Below are 19982 nucleotides of genomic sequence, written 5' to 3'. Positions count from 1 at the left end.
GCCATATTTTTCTTCCACTACGTCCACAATGGGAATGCTTACGGTGTTTTGTTCCCATCAATGCATGATATCAGCCTTTCATGATTAGATTTCATAGGATGAAGGGGCCCATCCGCTACAACCTGTGTCACTGCCACACAGTGTGGTTTCGTCCATCCCAAGTTCATTGATTCAGGATTGATTGGGCGTACGTGTGACGACAATTGTATCTCCTACACTATAGAGCGATACATCTGCTATTTCTAATGAATAGGAACCAATGGGGACGTATGGTGTGTCGTTATTTTCTGGTAACTACTATTGTCAACTTCCAGAACTCCAAAGCCTTGAATTTGGATAACGCTGTGCTTGGCGCGCAGATTGGCATGAAATACTGTTTGATCTTTTCCTTGTTCTTCACCTCTCAGAACGATACCTGATGAATTGATAATTAGTGACTTGTTCAGTGTGTAGTGCCCTTTTTTGAGGAGAATAACGCCTCTGAATCCATTTGAATCAACGGGAAGTTTGGCCACCGAGTCAATGGCTGCCTGAATTCTTTTGGTGTCATCTCCAGACTCTGGATCCAGGGTTAGTAAGATGTTCAAATCTCTGGGTATCTTACCCCACCGCCTTGATAACCTGCGTGAGAAAAGTCTGGGATGACATGGACAGAATCCGTTTGGCTTGTGACAGGGAAAGAGGTGTGTTGTAAGCTATCCCCTTCTAGATAAACGAGTTGCGACTGTTGAGCATATGAATGAATCAAACAAATACATAAAAAGGATAAACTAAAGTAGAGTCTACCTGATAGACAGTTCACCCGTAAATTGAAAACATTTGGGTACTTGCACCCCCTTTTTTTGGGGTGAAAATGTTGCCAAAGAAGAGTGAGCAATAAACGTTGATAACACCTGAGCCATTTATAGTTTTCATGACTTATCCTCATGGGTTGTTCAACGCAGTTTTCTTTGTCAACGGAATCTTTAGGTAAGAGCCTTTAAAATCCTGATTCAAGACCATAACTTCTGAATTTTCTTGGGTATAGTCGGGGTAGAGTATGATGCTGGCCGTTCCATTTGCCATCGCAATCACACTACTTCCAGTAGCTGTACCATGACTTTCTTTTAATTGTCCTCCGTTTAATCCCTGAAAATATACTTTCTTTTGGTAGGTGGTTGATAGTCTTCCATTCGCATCTAAAGCCGAGGCTGTCAAAAGTATTCTGTCATCATCTAGTACTTTGTAATCTAGTTTCAGTTCTCTTGGAGGTCCGGGAGGAGTGTAGTAATAATTAACTTCTAGTGTATCGTAAACGATCCGATCATCCCATGTGCCTACTGCGATTAGTGTATTTTCACCCTTAGCAAAAGGAACGTTCCAGGTAAGTCCGCTAGCAGGGAATTTATCAATATTTTTGTCATGCTTCCCGAGATTTTTACCATTATGTATTAGCTCCACAGAAGAACAGTTACTGTAAACGGAGATTTCCTTTGACTTACCTTCCTCGCCATACCTTTCTGTCCAGGTTTTTGATTCTATGTAGGTAAATGGATCATCGGACCAATAGCTTTTGAACACATAGTAGGCGTCCTTAGGATTACCCTCTCGGTCTACTAAGCCTTTTTGATTGATGTAAGGAATGTCATTTTCAGGTCGGAGAGGTGTGCCAAAGTCTTTGAAGGCCCATTGTAAGTTTCCAGCGAAAGATTCAGTAGTTTCAGAGATACGCAAATGCCAGTCAAAAAGATCAACAATATAATTCTCGCTCCAGTCTCCATCTTGTGCGTAATTGATCTGATTTACCTGAATGATGGCTTCATTTCCAAGTGTGGAAGCGATCTTGTTATCTAATGATATAATTTCCTCATTGTGCCTTCCCAAATGACTCGACCCGCCATACTCAGCATGCAGGAATCGCTTGTATTTTTTAAGGGCATTATCTACCGAGGCTTGATAGTCTGTGTATTTACCGGAGTACCACCCAGACCATATGGAGGGAGAGAATACATCAACAATATGAGCACCTTCATAGTATTTTCTGATCGCTGTTAGTCTTGATGAATCTAACTCATGTGCATACTCATCAAGTTCCGTCAAAAACGAATTGATTTTATCTCTGTCATCGCCTTTTTCGAAATCAGGGAGCCAGTAAATCTCATTTCCGAGTGACCAAAATACGATACTCGGGTGATTGTAATTTTGATTAATCATTTCTGATAAGAGGCGTTTCGTATTTTGTTTCCAGACATCATTTCCAATACCACCTCTGCACCAGGGAAGCTCATCCCAGACGATGATACCTAGTTCATCACAGGCTTTGTATACTTCAGGGTCTTGAGGGTAGTGTGCCAGTCGGATCATGTTGGCACCCATTTCCTTAATCATATGGATGTCTTTTCTATGCAGTTCATTTGGAATAGCGGCTCCATATCCTGCATGTTCTTCGTGTCGGTGAGTACCTCTGAGTTTTAAAGGTTTTCCGTTGAGATAAAATGGTCCGTTTTCTTTAAACTCAAACCAACGATAACCATATCGATTTTCATACGAGTCAATCACTTTATCTTCCTTTAACACCTCAGTGGAAACAGTATACAGGTTTGGAGAATCAACATGCCACAACAGTGGATTCTCAAGAGTAAAAGAAACCTCAGCAGCATTACCGCCAATATCTGTAGTGTTCTGATAAACAGATGATCCATTAGGGTCTTTGATTTCAATTCTTAATCTATGTTCTGTCAATTTCGTCCCGTCCAGAGAAACTCTAAACATCGCTTTTGCAGAGCTACTGGAAATTTCGTCTGTGGTTATTTTAATTGAATTAATGGCTGCTGTTTTAGGAACTGTTTTCAACCATAGATCTCGGGTTATACCTCCAAAAATGAAGAAATCAGATTTTGAAGAAGGGATAATTTCACGGTTCTGATTATTGTTGACCCTTACCAAAAGTTCATTTTTCTCACTTTTTAAGTAATCTGTGATTTCGATTTCAAACCCTACATAGCCACCTAAATGTGATCCTGCTTTAACACCATTAACAAAAACATCAGTTGTAATATTGGCACCCTCGAAATAGAGGATATATCGCATTTTACCATCGATTGAAAGATTCAGCTTCTTTTTATACCATCCAGCTCCTCTGCGATAACCAGGACTCATGTCTGTAGCATCCAGACTATTCCAAGAATGGGGAAGGTTAATTGATTCCCAGTTTTGTGACTTACCTATATTATCTTGCATAGATTCGTTACTCGCTTGAAAAAGCCAATCATTATTGATTTGTTGAAGTCTTTCCTGAGGTTTCTCAGAGACGTCTATTATTAAAAATGCTCCTGCACCAAGAGCCAAGAAAGAAAGTATGAATAGTAGTACAATTTTCATCGGTGGGCTTAATTTGTTGTTTAAATATTCCTTACGTCAATTATGCCATGATCACAAGATAGATAGGGTTGAGCAAGGCCTTCAGTTACTATACAATATTCGGTTTTTGCGCGTTGGTAAAAATCTTAAAAGTGTGTTTAAAAGTATAATCCTTGAATACTTTTGGTTGGAATAGGGGAGATTATTATAAATTCAATATCCATAACAACGCACAAACTGGCAATGATTAAACCTGTATTTGCAATATTATTGATTTTCTTATATGGAATAACTCATTCCCAAAATACAATTAGGTTTAGCTCTATCACAAATAGAGAAGGGTTATCAAATAATACGGTATTTGCAATAGAACAAGACAGTAGCGGGTTTATTTGGATAGGTACACGAAATGGACTTAACAGATATGATGGGTATCAGATTAAACGACTGTTTGCCAACGACCGATCTTCACAAAGTCTAATATCAAATGATATTAGATCACTATTTTATGATGATTCCTCAAATTCTCTTTGGGTTGGTACTACGAGTGGTATTAGTTGCATATCATTAGATAATAATAAGATTTCCAATTACCTACAAGATATTGATGTTAGCGTTGGGAAGATCAGAAGCATTACTTCTCAGGACTTAATTTATGCATCTAATGAAGGACTATTCAGCATATCAGAGATTGAGGATGAATATCAACTTTCGAGAGAACCTGTCATTAGTATGCCTATCAGAACATTTTTTATAGATAGTAGAAAACAACTATGGGTGGCAACTAATTCGGGCCTGCAAGTTGCGGAGTATAGGCTTGAAAGTGATTTTGAGGATGTTCTCAACACGTTCCCTGAATTGAAGATATTAAAAAAAGAATCCATTAACGTCATTTTTGAGGACAGCCAGTCGAGAATCTGGTTTGGTTCAGATGGCAATGGTCTGTATTGCTGGAATATTCAGCAAGGGAAGCTTAGACATTTTAAACAGGATTCTGAAAACTTAGGATCACTCTCAAGCGATAGAATACGAACAATTGCTGAACTTGAAGACGGTCAAATTTATGTTGGCACTTCAGTCGGTATAAGTGTATATCAGGAAGAGAATGACCAATTTGTCAGAATAGCAAATGATCAATCTTACTCAGATGGTTTAAACAATAACTCCATAAGAGCCATGCATGTGGATGATAAAGGAGGTTTATGGGTGGGAACATATTATCGGGGAGTCAATTATACTGACCCTACTTTTGGTCGCTTCGATATTGCCTATCCTAATCCTTCCTTGCTCTTAGATGATAAGAATATTATTAGCTCAGTCTCGTCTGATAGAGAGGGCAATATTTGGGTAGGTACTGAAGGAAACGGAGTTGCTCGATTTATTAAGTCAACACGTTCATTTGATTTTATCGATCTTTCCCGAAGTGTTGAAAACCCAAATGTTAAGGTGATTTATCCTCAGAATGGAAAGCTCTGGATAGGGACCTTTCAAGATGGTTTAATACAGTACGATACAAAACAAAATGTGATTTCCAAGCATTTTGAAAAGGGTCAAAAAGAAAATTCTTTACCATGTAATAATGTTTATGATCTGCATGCCAATGATAGTTCATTGATGTTAGCAACTTTTGGTGGCGGGGTTGTTTTTCTTAACCCAAAGACAGGAAATACAAGAAGCCTTATCCATGACCCTACGAATCCTAATTCGGTTATTTCCAATGAAGTAAGGGATATCTATAGAGACCATGATGGCGATATATGGTTAGGTACGAATAAAGGGCTCAGCCTTTTAAAAATTGAGCCTGATAGAAGTATTGTTTTTGAAAACCATCTTGAAGGAATTTATATTCATACAATTACTTCCATTAAATCTGGAGAAATATGGATTGGTACCTTTTATAACGGGTTGTATAAGTACCATAAAAAATCTAAGTCATTCACCCGTTTTGCTACTTATGAAGGCTTTCCGGGGAATACCGTTTATTCAATAGTCCCACATGAAGAAAATCTATGGATTAGTACCAATAAAGGAATAGTTAAATTTTCAACAACCAGTGAGGAAGTAATTTGGTTTGGGAACAATATGGGTATAGAAGGGCTGGATTACAGCCCTAATTCAGCTCATGAAGTGTCAAGTGATTTGTATGTCATTGGGAGCAATAATGGCCTGGTGTTTTTTGACCCTAACGAATTAAAGACTGACCAATATGTGCCACCTGTTTTATTAACTGGTCTGGAAGTGTTGGGAGAAGAGGATACAATCGCTTACTTAAACCCATCTACCCTTCTGGTTGACGGGTCACTTCGCTTGAAATACGACAACTCTAATATCCGAATATCATTTGCAGCTTTAGATTATACCAACCCAAGAAACAATAGATACGCTTTTCGTATGAGGGGTGTCGATTCAGACTGGATTTATACTACCGGAAGACCCGAAGCAATCTACACCCTACAAAAGGATGGGAGCTACAACTTTGAGTTCAAAGGGTCAAATAGTGATGGGGTCTGGAATCCGGAAGTTAAAAGTTTGAAGATTGTTGTAGCACCACCATGGTTTAGGAGCTGGTGGGCGTCCATTCTCTACGTGATTTTTGTCGGAGGCATTATGTACATGTTTTACCGTATGCTTCAGCTAAGAAACTCGTATAAAATTGAGCTTATATCTAAGGTGGAGAAGGAGCGTTCTCTAGATTTGAAAACGCGATTTTTCACCAATATCACGCATGAACTACGAACACCTCTTACCCTTATGGTCGGTCCGTTAAAAGACATCATAGGTAAAGATGACCTTTCTGGTGCCACAAAAACCAAACTTGAGGGCGTTCATAGAAACGTTGTGAGGTTGTCGAATCTGGTCAATCAGTTACTTGATTTTCGAAAACTAGAAACTGATCATATGAAGATGTGTGTGACGGAAAGTGATTTGATTGATTTGGTTAAAGAGGTGTATTTTTCCTTTAAAGAAGAAACGACCAAGCGAAATATTGACTTCATTTTTGAATCAGAGGAAGGATATATTAAATGTTGGTATGACGCGGATAAGTTGGAAAAGGTCTTTTTCAATTTGTTGTCAAACGCATTAAAATTTACACCTGACTATGGAGTTATCAAGATCATGGTTGAATTAGATCAGGAATCAATCAAGATTATGGTGCAGGATAACGGAAAGGGTATTGATGAAGAGATCAAGGAGCAAATCTTTGAGCGTTTTTATGAAAGAAACTCCATTAATTATACGAATTACGGTGTGGGTATTGGACTTGCACTTTCAAAACAGTTAGTCGAGCTTCATCAAGGGACATTAAAGGCTGAAAACAATGAATCCCAAGGATCAACATTTACGGTAGAGATTCCAACAGGAAAGTCACATTTTAATGCAAAGGACATTGTTGTACAGGAAAAGATTCGTGGTGATAGTGAAGTAATTTTTTCCTCCGTTCCGGATAAAGCCGAGGAGGTAAGCAAAAGTGAAAGAGCGGAGGTGTCGATGATGAAACTACTTATCATTGAAGATGATCCTGAAATACAAGACTATATAATGTCACTTTTCGAGGGTTCTTACGAGGTGCATACTGCCGATAATGGCGAGAAAGGATTTGAGATAGCTGTGAAAAAACTCCCAGATCTGATTATCAGTGATGTAATGATGCCCAAAATGGATGGGATTACTCTTTGCAGAAAAATAAAAACGACCATAGAGACCAGCCATATACCTATTATTTTGTTAACTGCAAGAGCATCTACGCCATACAAAATTGGAGGACTAGAGACAGGAGCTGATGATTACATCACAAAGCCATTCAACTCAGAGGAGTTGGTGTTGAAAGCTAAAAATATTCTTACTGCCAGAACAGCATATCTGGAAAAGCTATCGAGAACTCATGATTTTGAACCTAAAAAGATTGCTGTTACAAGTACTGATGAGAAATTTTTGACAAAGCTAATGGAGCTGACTGAAGAGAATATTGAAAACAGCAATCTAAGTGTTGAGCAGTTGGCACATGAACTATTAGTTAGTAGAGCTTTACTTTTTACAAAAATCAAATCCTTGACAGGAAAAACGCCAAAGGGTTTTATTAAAGATATCCGACTAAAAAGAGCTGCACAGTTACTACAGGATACTGACCTCAATATTTCGCAAGTTGCCCAAAAGTCAGGGTTCAAAGACTACAGGTATTTTACCAAAGTGTTTAAACAATATTTTGATGAAACACCTAAAGATTATGCCTTGGCAAATAATACTCAAGTAACCTAAACCCACTTGGCTTAAGTATCCACCTGAGTTCAAATGGTTTGTACCCTGAGCATTTAATAATTGGTCATTATCAACGGCTGCCTAAAAATGCGTTTATCCACAAATAAAGGATGTTTTTCCGCTTAGTTCCTGTGGTATTACGGGCAAAGAAGAATACTGAAAAAGATTCAGTGTGTAGATAAAAGCCAGTCAGTTGAAACAAGTATTTAATTGAAAGTCAAGGTGCTACTTGAACTCAGGGTTTACTAGATGACCAAATTGGATTAAAAACTAATCTTCAATAGTTATGAATAGATTTTACATATTAGTTACTTCCCTAACGACTTTTATATGCAATAGCGTAGGTCAAAATGTTGTTTTTATCATGGCTGATGACCTTGGTATTGGTGATGTATCAACATATGGTGCTACTATGATCAATACACCTAATATTGATAAATTGGCTGATGAAGGGATGAAATTCAATAAAGATTATACTTCTGGGGCGGTATGTACACCTACACGATACTCAACCTTAACAGGGATATACCCACATAGAAGCAGATCCATTTATGAAGAAAATTGGGAAGGTGACTTACTAATTAATCTGGAATCTCCGACATTAGAAAGTATGTTCCAATAGCAAGGTTATGAGACCGCTGCAATAGGAAAATGGCACTTAGGATACGGGAAAGTTGGACCGCCAGATTTTGGAGGTGTTCTAATGCCAGGCTCCTTAGAAGTTGGTTTTGATTATCACTGGGGTCTGCCTCGAAATCACAACGATATTGTAAGGGCGTATGTAGAAAATCATCAGCTCTTCGGATTGGACCGCACCTCTTCATTTAGTAAGCAAATAAGGGATGTACAAGATGTTCAAGGGCTATTAGAGGAACGTGTAGACGATTATGTAAATGCTATCCTTATTGATAGGGTGCTTCACTTTATTCGGGAGAATAAGGAAAACCCATTCTTCCTATAGTTTACTCCTACAATTGCCCATACGCATATTACTCCGCACGTAAAATTTCGCGGGACGAGTAAGGCAGGACAATATGGAGATTATGTCCATCACTTACGGAATCATAGAATAGCATGGTGGAAAAATAGAACCAGGCTCTATTTCCGATCGCTTGATTTGCTCTACGGATTTCGCAAAAACATTTTCTACAATAACAGGCTCAACAAGTATCCTAGATTGATGCTAAGGATTTTTATGATGAATTTATGACTTCAGAGATTAAAAAACCTAGACAAGATGTAGTTCTATATTCAAAAAAGGCTCGCTCGTATAGAGCCGGGAAATGGAAGATCGTGGACTATAATTATTGTTTCAAAAACCCTCAGGACCTGATCGAGTTGTTCAATTTAGAAGATGAGCCAAACGAAAAAGATAATCTGGCAGATCGCTATCCAGAGGTATTAGAAATGAGGGTCAATGACTAAAAAAGTATACCTAATTAGGTATTCCATATTAAACTAACACTACCTGGGACCGGGATCATTTATTGCGTCAGCCTTGTTTACGGCACCAGGAATTTCTCCTCCTGGAACATGAGCAAAATCAAGCCCATTGATGGATTCACCCGTCCAGCGGTTGATCCTGTCTGGAGTAGCATTTTCGAAGGTGGGAGTCGAATCGCCGGTACTTGATTGCCACTCATCCATGATCTTTCGAAGTGAATTCAGAATATCCCGATAGGCGAGATCCTGTGCTATATTGTGAATCTGGTAAGGATCATTTTTAACATCATATAGCTCCTCAGGAAGCCGCGGTTCGAGCAAAGGGTCGTTTTGAGCTTCCGTCAAGAGTCCTTGGGCAGCCATTTTCTTCAGTTCTTGCTGGGGGTTCTGAAAGTCAATTCCACAAATTTGAGGTAGCCAAGGGTAGGCATTTCTGATGTATACGAAATCACCTGACCGTACCATTCGTTCATGGGCTGTTTGCACATGCCAGTTATGCTCTGCAAAAACATACTCGCAGATTGATTCCTCAGAGTTTGTGAGTAATGTTGAAAAGCTCCTCCCCTGAAATGATGAGGGCTTATCAATTCCTGCAATCTCCAGGACGGTCGGCCCTATATCGATGACACTGATAAGGGATTCACTCACCACATTTCCTGAGGTGATTCGAGAAGGCCAGTGAACGATAAAAGGAGTTTTAATGCCACTATCGTACAGACGAGTTTTGGATCGTGGAAAAGGTCGACCATTATCAGCCATGATGATTACAACGGTATTTTCAAGAATATTCTGTCGATTTAGTTCTTTGAAAACCTGACCAATGTATCGGTCAAATCTTTGAATCTCATCATAGTACCTAGCCATATCGGCACGTACCGAGTCAGTATCAATCATATATGGAGGAATGACGGCATCTTCCGGAGCATGAGGTTTTGCTTTACTGTAGTCTTGCCAACCACGATGCGCATCGTGCGCTGCAAACCACATGAAGAATGGTTTATCTGTTGGTCGTTCTTCCAAACTTTTTACCCACAATTCTTCTCCACCAGGTCTACTATCTAACACCTTGTGAAATCCTTTTTTAGCTTCTTTGCCTAAATGCCATTTTCCAGCGGCTAGCGTGTAGAAGCCTTGCTCCTTGAGCAGTTGAGCGATGGAAGTTTGATCCCCGGGAAGGGGCATGTGCAGTTCTGGAGCTCCTGTATTGTGAGGGTACCTACTGGTGATAATGCTTGCCCGTGAAGGGCTGCATGAGCTGGTAGTCAGGTAGGCGTTGTTAAAGCGCATACCTTTTTTGGCTATTTTATCAATATGTGGCGTATTGATCTTTGGATGACCATAGGCACCAAAATCATCTATAGAAATATCATCTCCGATAATAATGATAAAATTTGTTTTATCATTATTAACACCTGTGCCTGCAAGGAGCATGCCAGCCTTGAAGCATATAGATGCCAGAATAAAAATTCGAATTGTGTTCAATTTTATTTTGCTTTCAATTTAGGTTAGTTTATAAACCAAGCTATTCAATCACTTATTTGGGTTTATATGTGAAGGATGCTGGATTCTGACCATGGTTAAAGTTAATTTTAGGCCAGCAGAAAAAAGTCTACGAAGTGTCTACAAAATACTAATAATAGAATGTGGATGAAATTGAGGAGTCGTATGGTTTCAGATTTAATTAAACATCCCACAAATTCTCCGGTGAACCTACAGAATTCCGTGAAACATATGCCTTATCTCGATTTCTTTCGTTTTTCCAATCGGCGATGACCATGGATGGGATGATTTAGGATATAATGCACACCTCTTTGTTAAAACACCTGTCTTGGATGAAATGGCTAATAGTGGTATGCGCTTCGATCAGTTTTACTCTAGTCATTTCACATGTTCACCAACACGAGGAAGCTTTTTATTAGGACGGCACCCTAATAGGTACGGCACATTTGCCCCAAACTGGTCCATCAGACCTGAAGAAGTTTCTATTGGACATATTATGAAAAGAGCTGGCTACAGCACTGCTCATTTTGGCAAGTGGCATGTAGGGTCCGTTAAGTTGGCATCCCCCATCTCTCCCGGTGCAATGGGGTTTGATGAATGGCTTTCACATGACAACTTCTTTGAATTGAATCCGGTGTTTTCCAGAAATGGGGGCGAACCCGAACAATTTGAAGGAGAAAGCTCCGAAATACTGATCGAAGAAGCGATCAAATTTATTGATAGCTCCAATTCATCAAATAATCCATTTATGGTAGTTGTTTGGTTTGCCTCAAGAACCTTACAGCGGTTTACCAAAGGGTTTGGCGCTGTACGAGGATTTACCCGATTCTCTGAATTCTGATACGGTTAAACTTACATCGAATGAAACAGTGAAAAGAGTTTCCCGGCCACTGGGTGAAGTTCTCAAAGAACGGTATTCGGAAATAGCAGCGATGTACAGAGCAATCGGTAGTATGAGAAATTATTTAAAAGTTAATGGCTTACGAAATAATACGCTGGTCTTGTATTGCGGTGATAATGGTGCACCCAAAAGTGCCAACCGCACGGCGATAACCGTCCAGGATGAAAAAGGATCAGTTTACGAAGGAGGTTTATTAGTACCTGGTGCCATAGAATGGCCTGCTATGATTCCTCAACCTGTTGTGAATGAAAACATTGCTGTAACTACAGATATCATGCCTACGCTTGCAGAGTTGGTGAAGCAGCCACTTCCTAGCCGTCCAATTGATGGCATAAGCCTTTTGCCGTTTCTTAAAAATGCAGAACTTGAGCGAACTGCTCCTATCTACTTGCAGTTCCAGCCTGAAAGGGTTTTTGGTAATCCCCTGAGGACTATATCGAACCTGCTTTGCAGAAAGGAACTATTCCACTAATCAAAATGATAGACGGGGAATATAAACGCACATTTCGCAATTTTGTGTATCCAGTATTTGAACATTCACACTTTGGTGGCCAGAGGGCGATTACAACCAATCAATATAAGTTGATTTTAGACGGTTAGTCCCCGAATAGCGAAGGCTATGAGTTGTATGATCTACAAAACGATCGTTCGGAGAGGGTGAGCCTAGTGGACAAGAATCCAGAGATAGTAATGGATATGGGGAAGCAAATGGAAGTTTGGTAACAGTCAGTCTTGAAGAGCTTGTCTGGTGCGGATTATAATGATCGTAATGTGAATTATTGAGTTGATGCCGCGTTTAGTCGGTCAAATTGGTTTAAGATGGATTCTTCTGCAAGAACGTTTTATACATTCAACAAATTGATAAAATTCCTATTTCAACACCTTAGAATCAGCTTTCAATGCGAGTTTGTTAAGTTAAATAGTCTATTTTTGGATTTTTCCGCACATTTCATAGATTTCCTCTTGCATTGGTTTTATTTCTTTCGTTTTTCAAAAAAGAGTAGCGATTAATGAACGACTTTACCAATAAAATCAAAATCCAAGTTCTAATGAGATACAAGTCAATACCAATATGGGAATGTAAGTGGGCTCCACTGTTGTGGCTATTATTAGCCTCATGCGGACAATCGGCACAAGAGAAAATAACAGGGAAAGCATCACCTCCTAATATCGTCTTCATCTTTGCAGACGATTGGGGGTGGGGTGATTTAGGTGCGCATGGTCACCCATTTATAAAAACACCTAACATTGATCGTATGGCATTAGAGGGAACCGATTTTTATCGGTTTACAGCAGCCAGCTCAGTGGGGTCACCAAGTAGGACAGCAGTTTTAACCGGTCAGTTTCCGGCCAGACATAATGTGAATGCCTCCTTCTCAGGGATTCCGATAAATCTGAGACGAAATATGCCTGATTGGCTAGACCCTGAAGCAATTTTACTTCCAAGACTTCTTCAACAAAATGGATATCGAACCGGGCATTTTGGCAAGTGGCAACTTACCAATAGCATTATAAATGATGCTCCATCAGCAGAAAGCTATGGCTTTGATACCTATGGCACTTTTAATTGCTCAGGCGTGCAAATGCCCTTTTATGAAGATGCGGAGCAGTCTATAACCTTTATTAAGCAGGCCGTGTCAGATGAGGTTCCTTTTTATGTTAATCTCTGGATACATGAACCTCATATCCCTCATCATGCTATTCCGAAGTATGAAAAAGACTTTCTTCATTTGGAGAATGACAAAGATCGCGTCTACTCTTCAGTAATTTTTCATGCGGATGAAAGAATCGGGAAAGTGTTGGACGTTCTTGATCAATTAGAAGTAGCCAAAAATACACTTGTTGTTTTTAGTTCAGATAATGGCCCTGCCAGAAATTCGAGAAAACGAGAAATGAGTTTTGTATCAGATCCGGCCACAGGAATAGGCTATAATATTGCTGCTTCTACAGGAACTACAGGAGGGAGAAGAGGCTACAAAGCTTCACTTTTTGAAGGAGGGATTGGCGTGCCATTCATTGCTCGATGGCCGGGAGTGATTCCAGCCGGAAAAATTGATTCTACTTCACTTATCTCTGCTGTTGATCTGCTTCCTACATTTTGTGAGATAGGAGATGTGAACTTACCAGAAAACTACCATGCTGATGGGCTAAGCCAATTGAAGACACTTGGTGGTATTCCATACCCTAAAAGGAGCAAGCCACTCTTCTGGAAAGCGTTTAGCAGAAATATTAGCGAAGACAACCCCGATCATTGGGGTTCTTATGCTATTGTTGATAAGAACTGGAAACTTATCGCAAATAAGGACTTGACGTATGTAGAGCTATATGATATCCAAGCAGATGTTCATGAAGAAAACGATTTAAAAGAGAAGTATCCAGAAATAGTTATGTCTCTATTAGAACAAATCCAGGAATGGGAAATGACACTTCCCAAAAAACCGAACCCTAAGTTGTTCTCCAAAGAACGAAGTTATTCATCAGAGTAAGAACCAGAGTCTGAGATGTTCATATTTATCAAGGGTGACTAATTAGAGTTTGATCTTTCTGCAAGAATTAAGATAATTAATCAAAATCACCGATCTCTTAACTTGTTAGAAGTTCAATAATAGGGTTTTAGACTTTTTTCTACCTTTTGTAGACTTTTAGCATTCAACGATGAAATTAATTTGTAAGCGTTCAAATAGCTGAAAATTAAAAAACTCGCAACAAAAGACTATTTAAAAACCCAATAAATGGCAGATTCAAAATCTTCAAATCAATTATCAACAGGAAAGCTTGGAATAGCTATTGCGTATGCAATTGTATGTATTTCTTTTCTCTTAATTGGAAATGAATCGTATGCGCAAACAGGTTTTTTGTCAGGTAAGATTATTAGCTCATCCGATAAGGAGACCCTTACTGGAGCAACAGTAATCCTAAAGAATTCAAGTACTAAAGGATCTGTCACTGATATCGAAGGAAATTTTATAGTATCGAATGTTCCTCTCGGTAATCAAATTTTTGTCGTTTCTTTTATAGGCTTTAAAAGTATTGAAAAGGCAGTTGATGTAGTAGAGGGAGAAAATTATTTAGGATCAATCACCTTAGAAGAGGATTTAGAGACACTAAACGAGGTTGTTATATCTGCTCAGGCTCTTGGGCAAAATACCGCTATTAGAGAGCAGCTTAATTCGGATGCCATTGTAAATGTTGTGTCATCTGATAAAATTCAGGAGCTACCTGATGTAAATGCGGCAGAGGCTATCGGACGTATTTCAGGGGTTTCCGTTCAAAGATCTGGTGGAGAAGCGAACAGCATTATCTTAAGAGGACTTAATCCTGAACTCACATCAATAACTATAAATGGAATAAAACAATCTCCTACCGATGCGAATAGTAGAGCCGTGGATCTTAGTACTGTTTCACCTGACCTCCTATCATCAATCGAAGTATTCAAATCACCAACAGCAGATATGGATGGAGATGCGATAGGTGGAATTGTTAATTTAGGTCTAGGTAAGGCACAGGCAGATTTGATAAGGATGAGAGTTTTCGGAGGGTATAACGGGCTGGTGGATGAATATCGTAATTATCGTGGTAATGGAATCATTAGTAACCGGTTTTTAGACAATAAACTGGGAGTTGCTGTAGGAGGCAACTTTGAACGAACCAATAGAAGCGCAGAATCCAGTAATATCGGTTGGGATAACAATACAGATCTTGAAAGATTCAATGTGGAGAATTTTAATTTGTCTATTACGGATAGGGTAATCGAACGGTATGGAGCGAACCTGAAGCTAGATTACGATTATGGATCAGGGTCGGTTATAAGTCAGCTATTTATCAATAGAAAAAATACAGACACCAAATCACTTAATAATGATATTGGAGCTACTTTGATTGAATACAATCCTAGGCATTCGAAAGTACAGTCAGATAACTTTCAGCTTATGCTAAGCGGTGAGCAGGATCTTGGTTGGTTTCAGGCTAACTGGGTAGCAGCTCGAAACACTTCGAAGACAGATAATTTTTACGATGTAGAAATGGAGTTTACGCAATTCAATGGTGTAAGAGAGAGGGAAGACTTTGCGTACAATTTAGACGATTTTTATGATAGACAGACATTCGACTATTCAGAGCATCGGTTGGATAGATACTACTGGGAGCCTTCGAAGACCGATCATGAGAACACCACTTTAGGCTTGGATTTAAAGAGAAATTTCTCATTTGGATCGAAAACAAAAGGGTTTGTAAAGCTAGGAGGCAAGTACAGAGCGGATGCACGTACGAGAACAACCGGTTTCGAAATTCAAAACTGGTATTATCTCGACCCTGATATACGAAATCAGGCAGCTTCACTATGGCCTATAGAATTAGTACGTGGAGGATTAGAAGGTGATCACATTATGATAGATAATTTTTTTGCATCGGGAAACCCTCAGGTGCAGAGAAAAGATAGGTACGTGATTCATCCTAATTTTGATTTTGGATTACTAGATGACTGGCACAAGTATCAGCAGAGTACGCTAGAATATAATGTAGACAATGCTGTAAATACGTATAGCGTGGATGAAACCGTCACGGCAGGATATGTAATGGCGAAGGTTGTATATGGCGATTGGCTTACTTTTATTCCTGGTTTAAGATATGAAAGGTCAGACAATGAATATACGGGAACTGTCTCTTCATTAGCTGATTTTGGTAGCATAGGAAATGCACGTGATACCACCACTTTTCAAGTATATGGGGAATTTCTTCCTAGTGCGCATTTAAAAATTCACCCAAAGGATTGGTACGACATTCGCTTGTCAGCTGTAAAAACACTAGCAAGACCAAATTATAATCAGTTAATTCCCAGTATTCGCATTGATGCCAGTAATGGAAAGATACAAAAAGGAAACCCTGAGCTCAAGCATGCAGAAGCTTGGAATTTTGATGCATTTTTTTCCATCTATCCCAAAAAACTGGGTTTGATTACATTTGGTGGTTTCTATAAAAAGTTCGATAATTTTTTCGCGCGGACAGGACGCGTTATGGGAAAAGAAGAGGCCATAAGTCAAGGTATTCCTGTGGCCGTATATGATGTAACCGAAGACTACATAAATTTTGATGATTCCAGAGTTTACGGGATTGAATTTGAAATTCAAACCAATACTGCTTATTTGTCAGGTCCCTGGCAAAACATCGTTTTATCTTTTAATTTAACACGATTGTGGTCTGAAACACTGTTTCCAAGGTTCGAAACAGTTACATTTTATGATCCTGAATTGCGTAGAGTTGTAGTTGATCTTGAGAACTCAAGTTTTGTTTTTTCTAAAAACAAACTACCAAATCAGGTAGACTGGCAAAGTAACCTATCTTTAGGTTATGATTATGCAGGATTCTCTATCAGACTCTCTACAATCTACCAAGCCGCCTATCTAACAAATTTTAATGCTTTAGCAGAGGCAGGTCTGAAGAAATTTTCTAATCGATTCAGAGACTCCTTCTTACGATTTGATGCCAGTATTTCCCAAAAGATTGGAAAACATATACAAATAATGGCAAATGCTGCTAATATCACCAACACTCCAAATAGAAACTATCTCTATCTCGCGAGATATCCTACTAATAACAGTGTGTTTGGAGCAACTTTCGATTTAGGTCTTCAATATAAATTTTAATAATGCATTTAATCAAAACAGATAAACTATGAAAAACACTTTACCTTTAATAGCTAGCATACTGATGTGTATAAGCTTTTTGAGCTACGGGCAAGAAGCGCGCGTAGTTGTAATCGACGGATGGGATCCAACCACAGGTGGTGATGCGGAAGACAACAAAAACCTTTTTTCAACTGCAGTAATCGCAGATTCAACAGGCAGGATGGAAAACCCGAACACAATCTATGAATTAAGAAGAGGTCATTTATACCCAGAAGGCGCTACTGTCCGAAATTTTGGATATCACCTCCACGTCAGAGCCGAAGAGGGAGATGGTTTGCAACCAGAGTTTACCCCTGCATTGAGGTCAAACGGTAGTTACGGTGCACAATACATACGTGCAAATGGAGATCTTACTATTGAGAACATTACTTTTAATGCATTCAGACCAGATGGCGCTTTTTTGGTTCGACCGGTTAGAATGGACGCAAATAGTACAACCTCTGTACTTGATGGGATGATTACCTATGGGGATCGTGGTGCTGGTTATTCATTTTATGGCGACTCATTGAAGGTGTTTATGCGAAACTGTATTGTGGCAAACTCAGGTCACAGAAAATCATTTGGCGGAAATGGACGAGTGATTGATATGAGACCTCAAGCGGTGTTTGTGGATACTTTGGTTATAGAAAATACAACAGCCTATAACTTATCTGACAGGGTTATTCGAAACATGGGCTCAGTAGTGAACTATATTAAAATTGATCACTTGACGGTAATGAATACCAAAGGTTTTCATGGGGGAGTTCAATTAGGGAATGTGAAAACTGCCATAGTAAAGAACAGTCTTTTCCACAACGTAATCAGTATGGGGCATGCAGACTACAGGACTAATGAACAAACACAACCTGATGAATTTTTTGCTGTTATTACGCTTGATACCGTTTTTGACGGCCAAAGCATTGAGGTGAAGAATAATAACATTTATTGGACTGATCCAATCATTGACACGTGGGCAAAATTCGATAGTGTATCATCTCCAAACATTTACAGTGCTACTGTAGCAGAAGCTGTAGGTGAAGAAAATGTCGATGCTATTGCAATTAGTGAGGAACTTGAGCTGAATAATGTATGTGGTGACATTAGTGCCTATGTTGACGCATTCTATGCAACGCCTGATGCTGCGGAATTTCCTGAAAACTGGTGTGTTGGTGGAGAAGGTGGTGTGTTCCCAGACGAAGTTGATGCGAGTTATGCAGATACCTATACTTCTTACACAGGAGGAGACGACAACTTTCCTATAGGTGACTTGAATCACTTTCCTGATTTTTTGAAAGCTTGGTCAGGTCCCGTAATTGCAGATTTAGATAACATAGTTTTAGAGAGTAGTGGTGACTCACAGAATGTATCATTATCCGTCACTGATGCAAGAGGCTTAGATGTTTCTATTACAGTATCCTCAAGTGACGAGTCTGTGGCTACCGCTACCTACGATAATGGAGAGATTTTGGTAACTGCAGTAGCTAATATGGGGATTGCAACGATTACAGTAGCAGCTTCCAATGGTGAAGTAACTACGGAAGAAAATTTCATTGTATCAGTTGGGGGTGTCCTTTCCGTAGAAGACGAATTGGAGAGTAATCTTTTGGTTTATCCAAATCCAACTAAAGGTTTTACTACATTCAGATACAATATGGATAAGAACGATGAAATGATGGTTACCCTCCTTGATATGAATGGAAGGAGATTGGGAATACTTGACTCAGGAACCAAAACCAAAGGACAACATGAATTGAAAGTAGATCTTGGGCAGTATATTTCCAATTACGGTGTGTACTTCGCTAAGTTCCAAACCTCTGATGAGTCTAATATAATGAGGTTGATTTACATCAATAAATAGATTAACTAAGATTAGCTAATAAGGTGGCAGGATTAAGGACCTGCTATTTGGCGGCCTCCTGGAGGTCGCCTTCTTTTTGTAGTAGTATTACCACCTTTATGTCAGATCGCTAACTAAGATTCCTGCTTACATTGGAGCAAAAGCAGCAATTAGCAATTTTATTTAGTGGTTAGCTGTTCACTTTGCCAAATCATAAATTACAGTTAACGAATCAATCCAAAAAACCTGTGGGTAAGCTTCAAATAATCTAAGTTGCTGCATAAAAAGAGCAATTGGATTTAACAGCATGGGAGTTGCTACTTCCTGAAGGAATATTGGAGTACTTTGAAGTAGCATCAGTAGAGAAAACCGAAGAGAGTTATACCATCAGTTTAGTTGAGAAGCACCTTCAGCCGGGAGAGTTCCCTGGATTGGGCTTAAGCTCACATGGCTTTCACAGTGAATCAACTATCAAAGGTTTTCCACTAAGAGGCAAAGGTTTCTATCTCAAGGTCAAACGGCGCAGATGGGTCAATGAAGACACTAATGATGTGATATCCAGGGATTGGGGACTGGTAGCCAAGGGAACGCGAATGACGAAAGAGTTTGCGGCTTTTTTAAAAGAATTACATCGACAATACCCCAGTAAGTTGTAAAAGTCTGGGCAACTATTTCCATGTTAATGGAAAGTTGCTTGAAGAGCAGTACATCTCACACCTGAGTGATTACACTTCTTGGGATCAACTTAGTCATGCTGAAGACCACATTGTCTTCCCCGAAAACATAGGCCCCTTCCTGACCATAGATGAGACTTCCCTCTCGCAAGGCGAGCTCTATATCATCATCACTAATAAAGAAGCCAATGGCCAAAAGGGTTGTCTTTTGGCAATGATCAAAGGTGTTGACAGTGAAAGGATTAAGTCCATACTTCACCGTAAGATACCACTGGAGAAAAGAAGACAGGTAAAAGAAGTTACTCTCGATATGGCTGCCAACATGGAACAGATCGTTCGAAAAATTTTCACCAGAGCTACTTTGGTCA

14 protein-coding genes are annotated in these 19982 nt (G+C 39.3%); 11 read left to right on the top strand and 3 right to left on the bottom strand.

The genetic code is table 11. From position 1 onward, the window contains the following. Window positions 1-242 precede the first annotated feature (242 nt). Both ABJD64_RS25105 and ABJD64_RS25100 read right to left on the bottom strand, forming a co-directional pair. Complete coding sequence (locus ABJD64_RS25105) at window positions 243-587, bottom strand: hypothetical protein (RefSeq protein ID WP_348208222.1); 345 nt, start codon at window positions 585-587, stop codon at window positions 243-245. 337 nt (window positions 588-924) lie between these two features. Next, on the bottom strand, window positions 925-3360 hold the full coding sequence (locus ABJD64_RS25100; protein WP_348208221.1) for a glycoside hydrolase family 2 TIM barrel-domain containing protein: 2436 nt from the start codon (window positions 3358-3360) through the stop codon (window positions 925-927). A 222-nt stretch (window positions 3361-3582) separates the two neighbouring features. Here ABJD64_RS25100 and ABJD64_RS25095 point away from each other — a divergent pair, with 222 nt between their 5' ends. The 4 genes from ABJD64_RS25095 (at window position 3583) to ABJD64_RS25080 (ending at window position 9021) form a co-directional block, all read left to right on the top strand. Then, a complete protein-coding gene (locus tag ABJD64_RS25095) occupies window positions 3583-7596 on the top strand; it encodes a two-component regulator propeller domain-containing protein (protein ID WP_348208220.1) in 4014 nt (1337 codons plus the stop codon). A gap of 286 nt (window positions 7597-7882) precedes the next feature. Next, window positions 7883-8218 (top strand): sulfatase-like hydrolase/transferase, encoded by a 336-nt coding sequence (locus ABJD64_RS25090; protein WP_348208219.1) that lies wholly within the window; start codon window positions 7883-7885, stop codon window positions 8216-8218. 81 nt (window positions 8219-8299) lie between these two features. Continuing rightward, a complete protein-coding gene (locus ABJD64_RS25085) occupies window positions 8300-8557 on the top strand; it encodes a hypothetical protein (RefSeq protein ID WP_348208218.1) in 258 nt (85 codons plus the stop codon). 245 nt (window positions 8558-8802) lie between these two features. Beyond that, window positions 8803-9021 carry a hypothetical protein gene (locus ABJD64_RS25080; RefSeq protein ID WP_348208217.1) on the top strand — a complete coding sequence of 73 codons (219 nt, stop codon included), beginning with the start codon at window positions 8803-8805 and terminating at the stop codon, window positions 9019-9021. Window positions 9022-9060: 39 nt separating this feature from the next. On the opposite strand, the gene ABJD64_RS25075 is transcribed toward ABJD64_RS25080, so the two are convergent. Continuing rightward, window positions 9061-10521 carry a sulfatase gene (locus ABJD64_RS25075; protein WP_348208216.1) on the bottom strand — a complete coding sequence of 487 codons (1461 nt, stop codon included), beginning with the start codon at window positions 10519-10521 and terminating at the stop codon, window positions 9061-9063. Between the two features lie 247 nt (window positions 10522-10768). Between ABJD64_RS25075 and ABJD64_RS25070 the strand changes: the two genes are divergently transcribed. The 7 genes from ABJD64_RS25070 to ABJD64_RS25040 form a co-directional block, all read left to right on the top strand. After that, on the top strand, window positions 10769-11380 hold the full coding sequence (locus tag ABJD64_RS25070; RefSeq protein WP_348208282.1) for a sulfatase-like hydrolase/transferase: 612 nt from the start codon (window positions 10769-10771) through the stop codon (window positions 11378-11380). A gap of 28 nt (window positions 11381-11408) precedes the next feature. Continuing rightward, complete coding sequence (locus tag ABJD64_RS25065) at window positions 11409-11912, top strand: sulfatase-like hydrolase/transferase (RefSeq protein ID WP_348208215.1); 504 nt, start codon at window positions 11409-11411, stop codon at window positions 11910-11912. A gap of 577 nt (window positions 11913-12489) precedes the next feature. Beyond that, window positions 12490-13926, top strand: coding sequence for a sulfatase-like hydrolase/transferase (locus ABJD64_RS25060; RefSeq protein WP_348208214.1), 1437 nt, complete (start codon window positions 12490-12492; stop codon window positions 13924-13926). 246 nt (window positions 13927-14172) lie between these two features. Continuing rightward, complete coding sequence (locus tag ABJD64_RS25055; RefSeq protein WP_348208213.1) at window positions 14173-17082, top strand: TonB-dependent receptor; 2910 nt, start codon at window positions 14173-14175, stop codon at window positions 17080-17082. Between the two features lie 28 nt (window positions 17083-17110). Beyond that, window positions 17111-18961 (top strand): T9SS type A sorting domain-containing protein, encoded by a 1851-nt coding sequence (locus ABJD64_RS25050; RefSeq protein ID WP_348208212.1) that lies wholly within the window; start codon window positions 17111-17113, stop codon window positions 18959-18961. Window positions 18962-19233: 272 nt separating this feature from the next. After that, entirely contained in the window at window positions 19234-19596 is a 363-nt protein-coding gene (locus ABJD64_RS25045; protein ID WP_348208211.1) for a hypothetical protein, read from the top strand. A gap of 34 nt (window positions 19597-19630) precedes the next feature. Next, window positions 19631-19982 (top strand): transposase (locus tag ABJD64_RS25040; RefSeq protein WP_348208210.1); only part of this gene is annotated, 352 nt, incomplete at its 3' end.

The sequence above is a fragment of the Reichenbachiella sp. genome (assembly GCF_039944555.1).
Classification (GTDB): domain Bacteria; phylum Bacteroidota; class Bacteroidia; order Cytophagales; family Cyclobacteriaceae; genus Reichenbachiella.
Note: the sequence above shows the minus strand (reverse complement) of the source record. Positions and strands in the feature narration are given on the sequence as shown.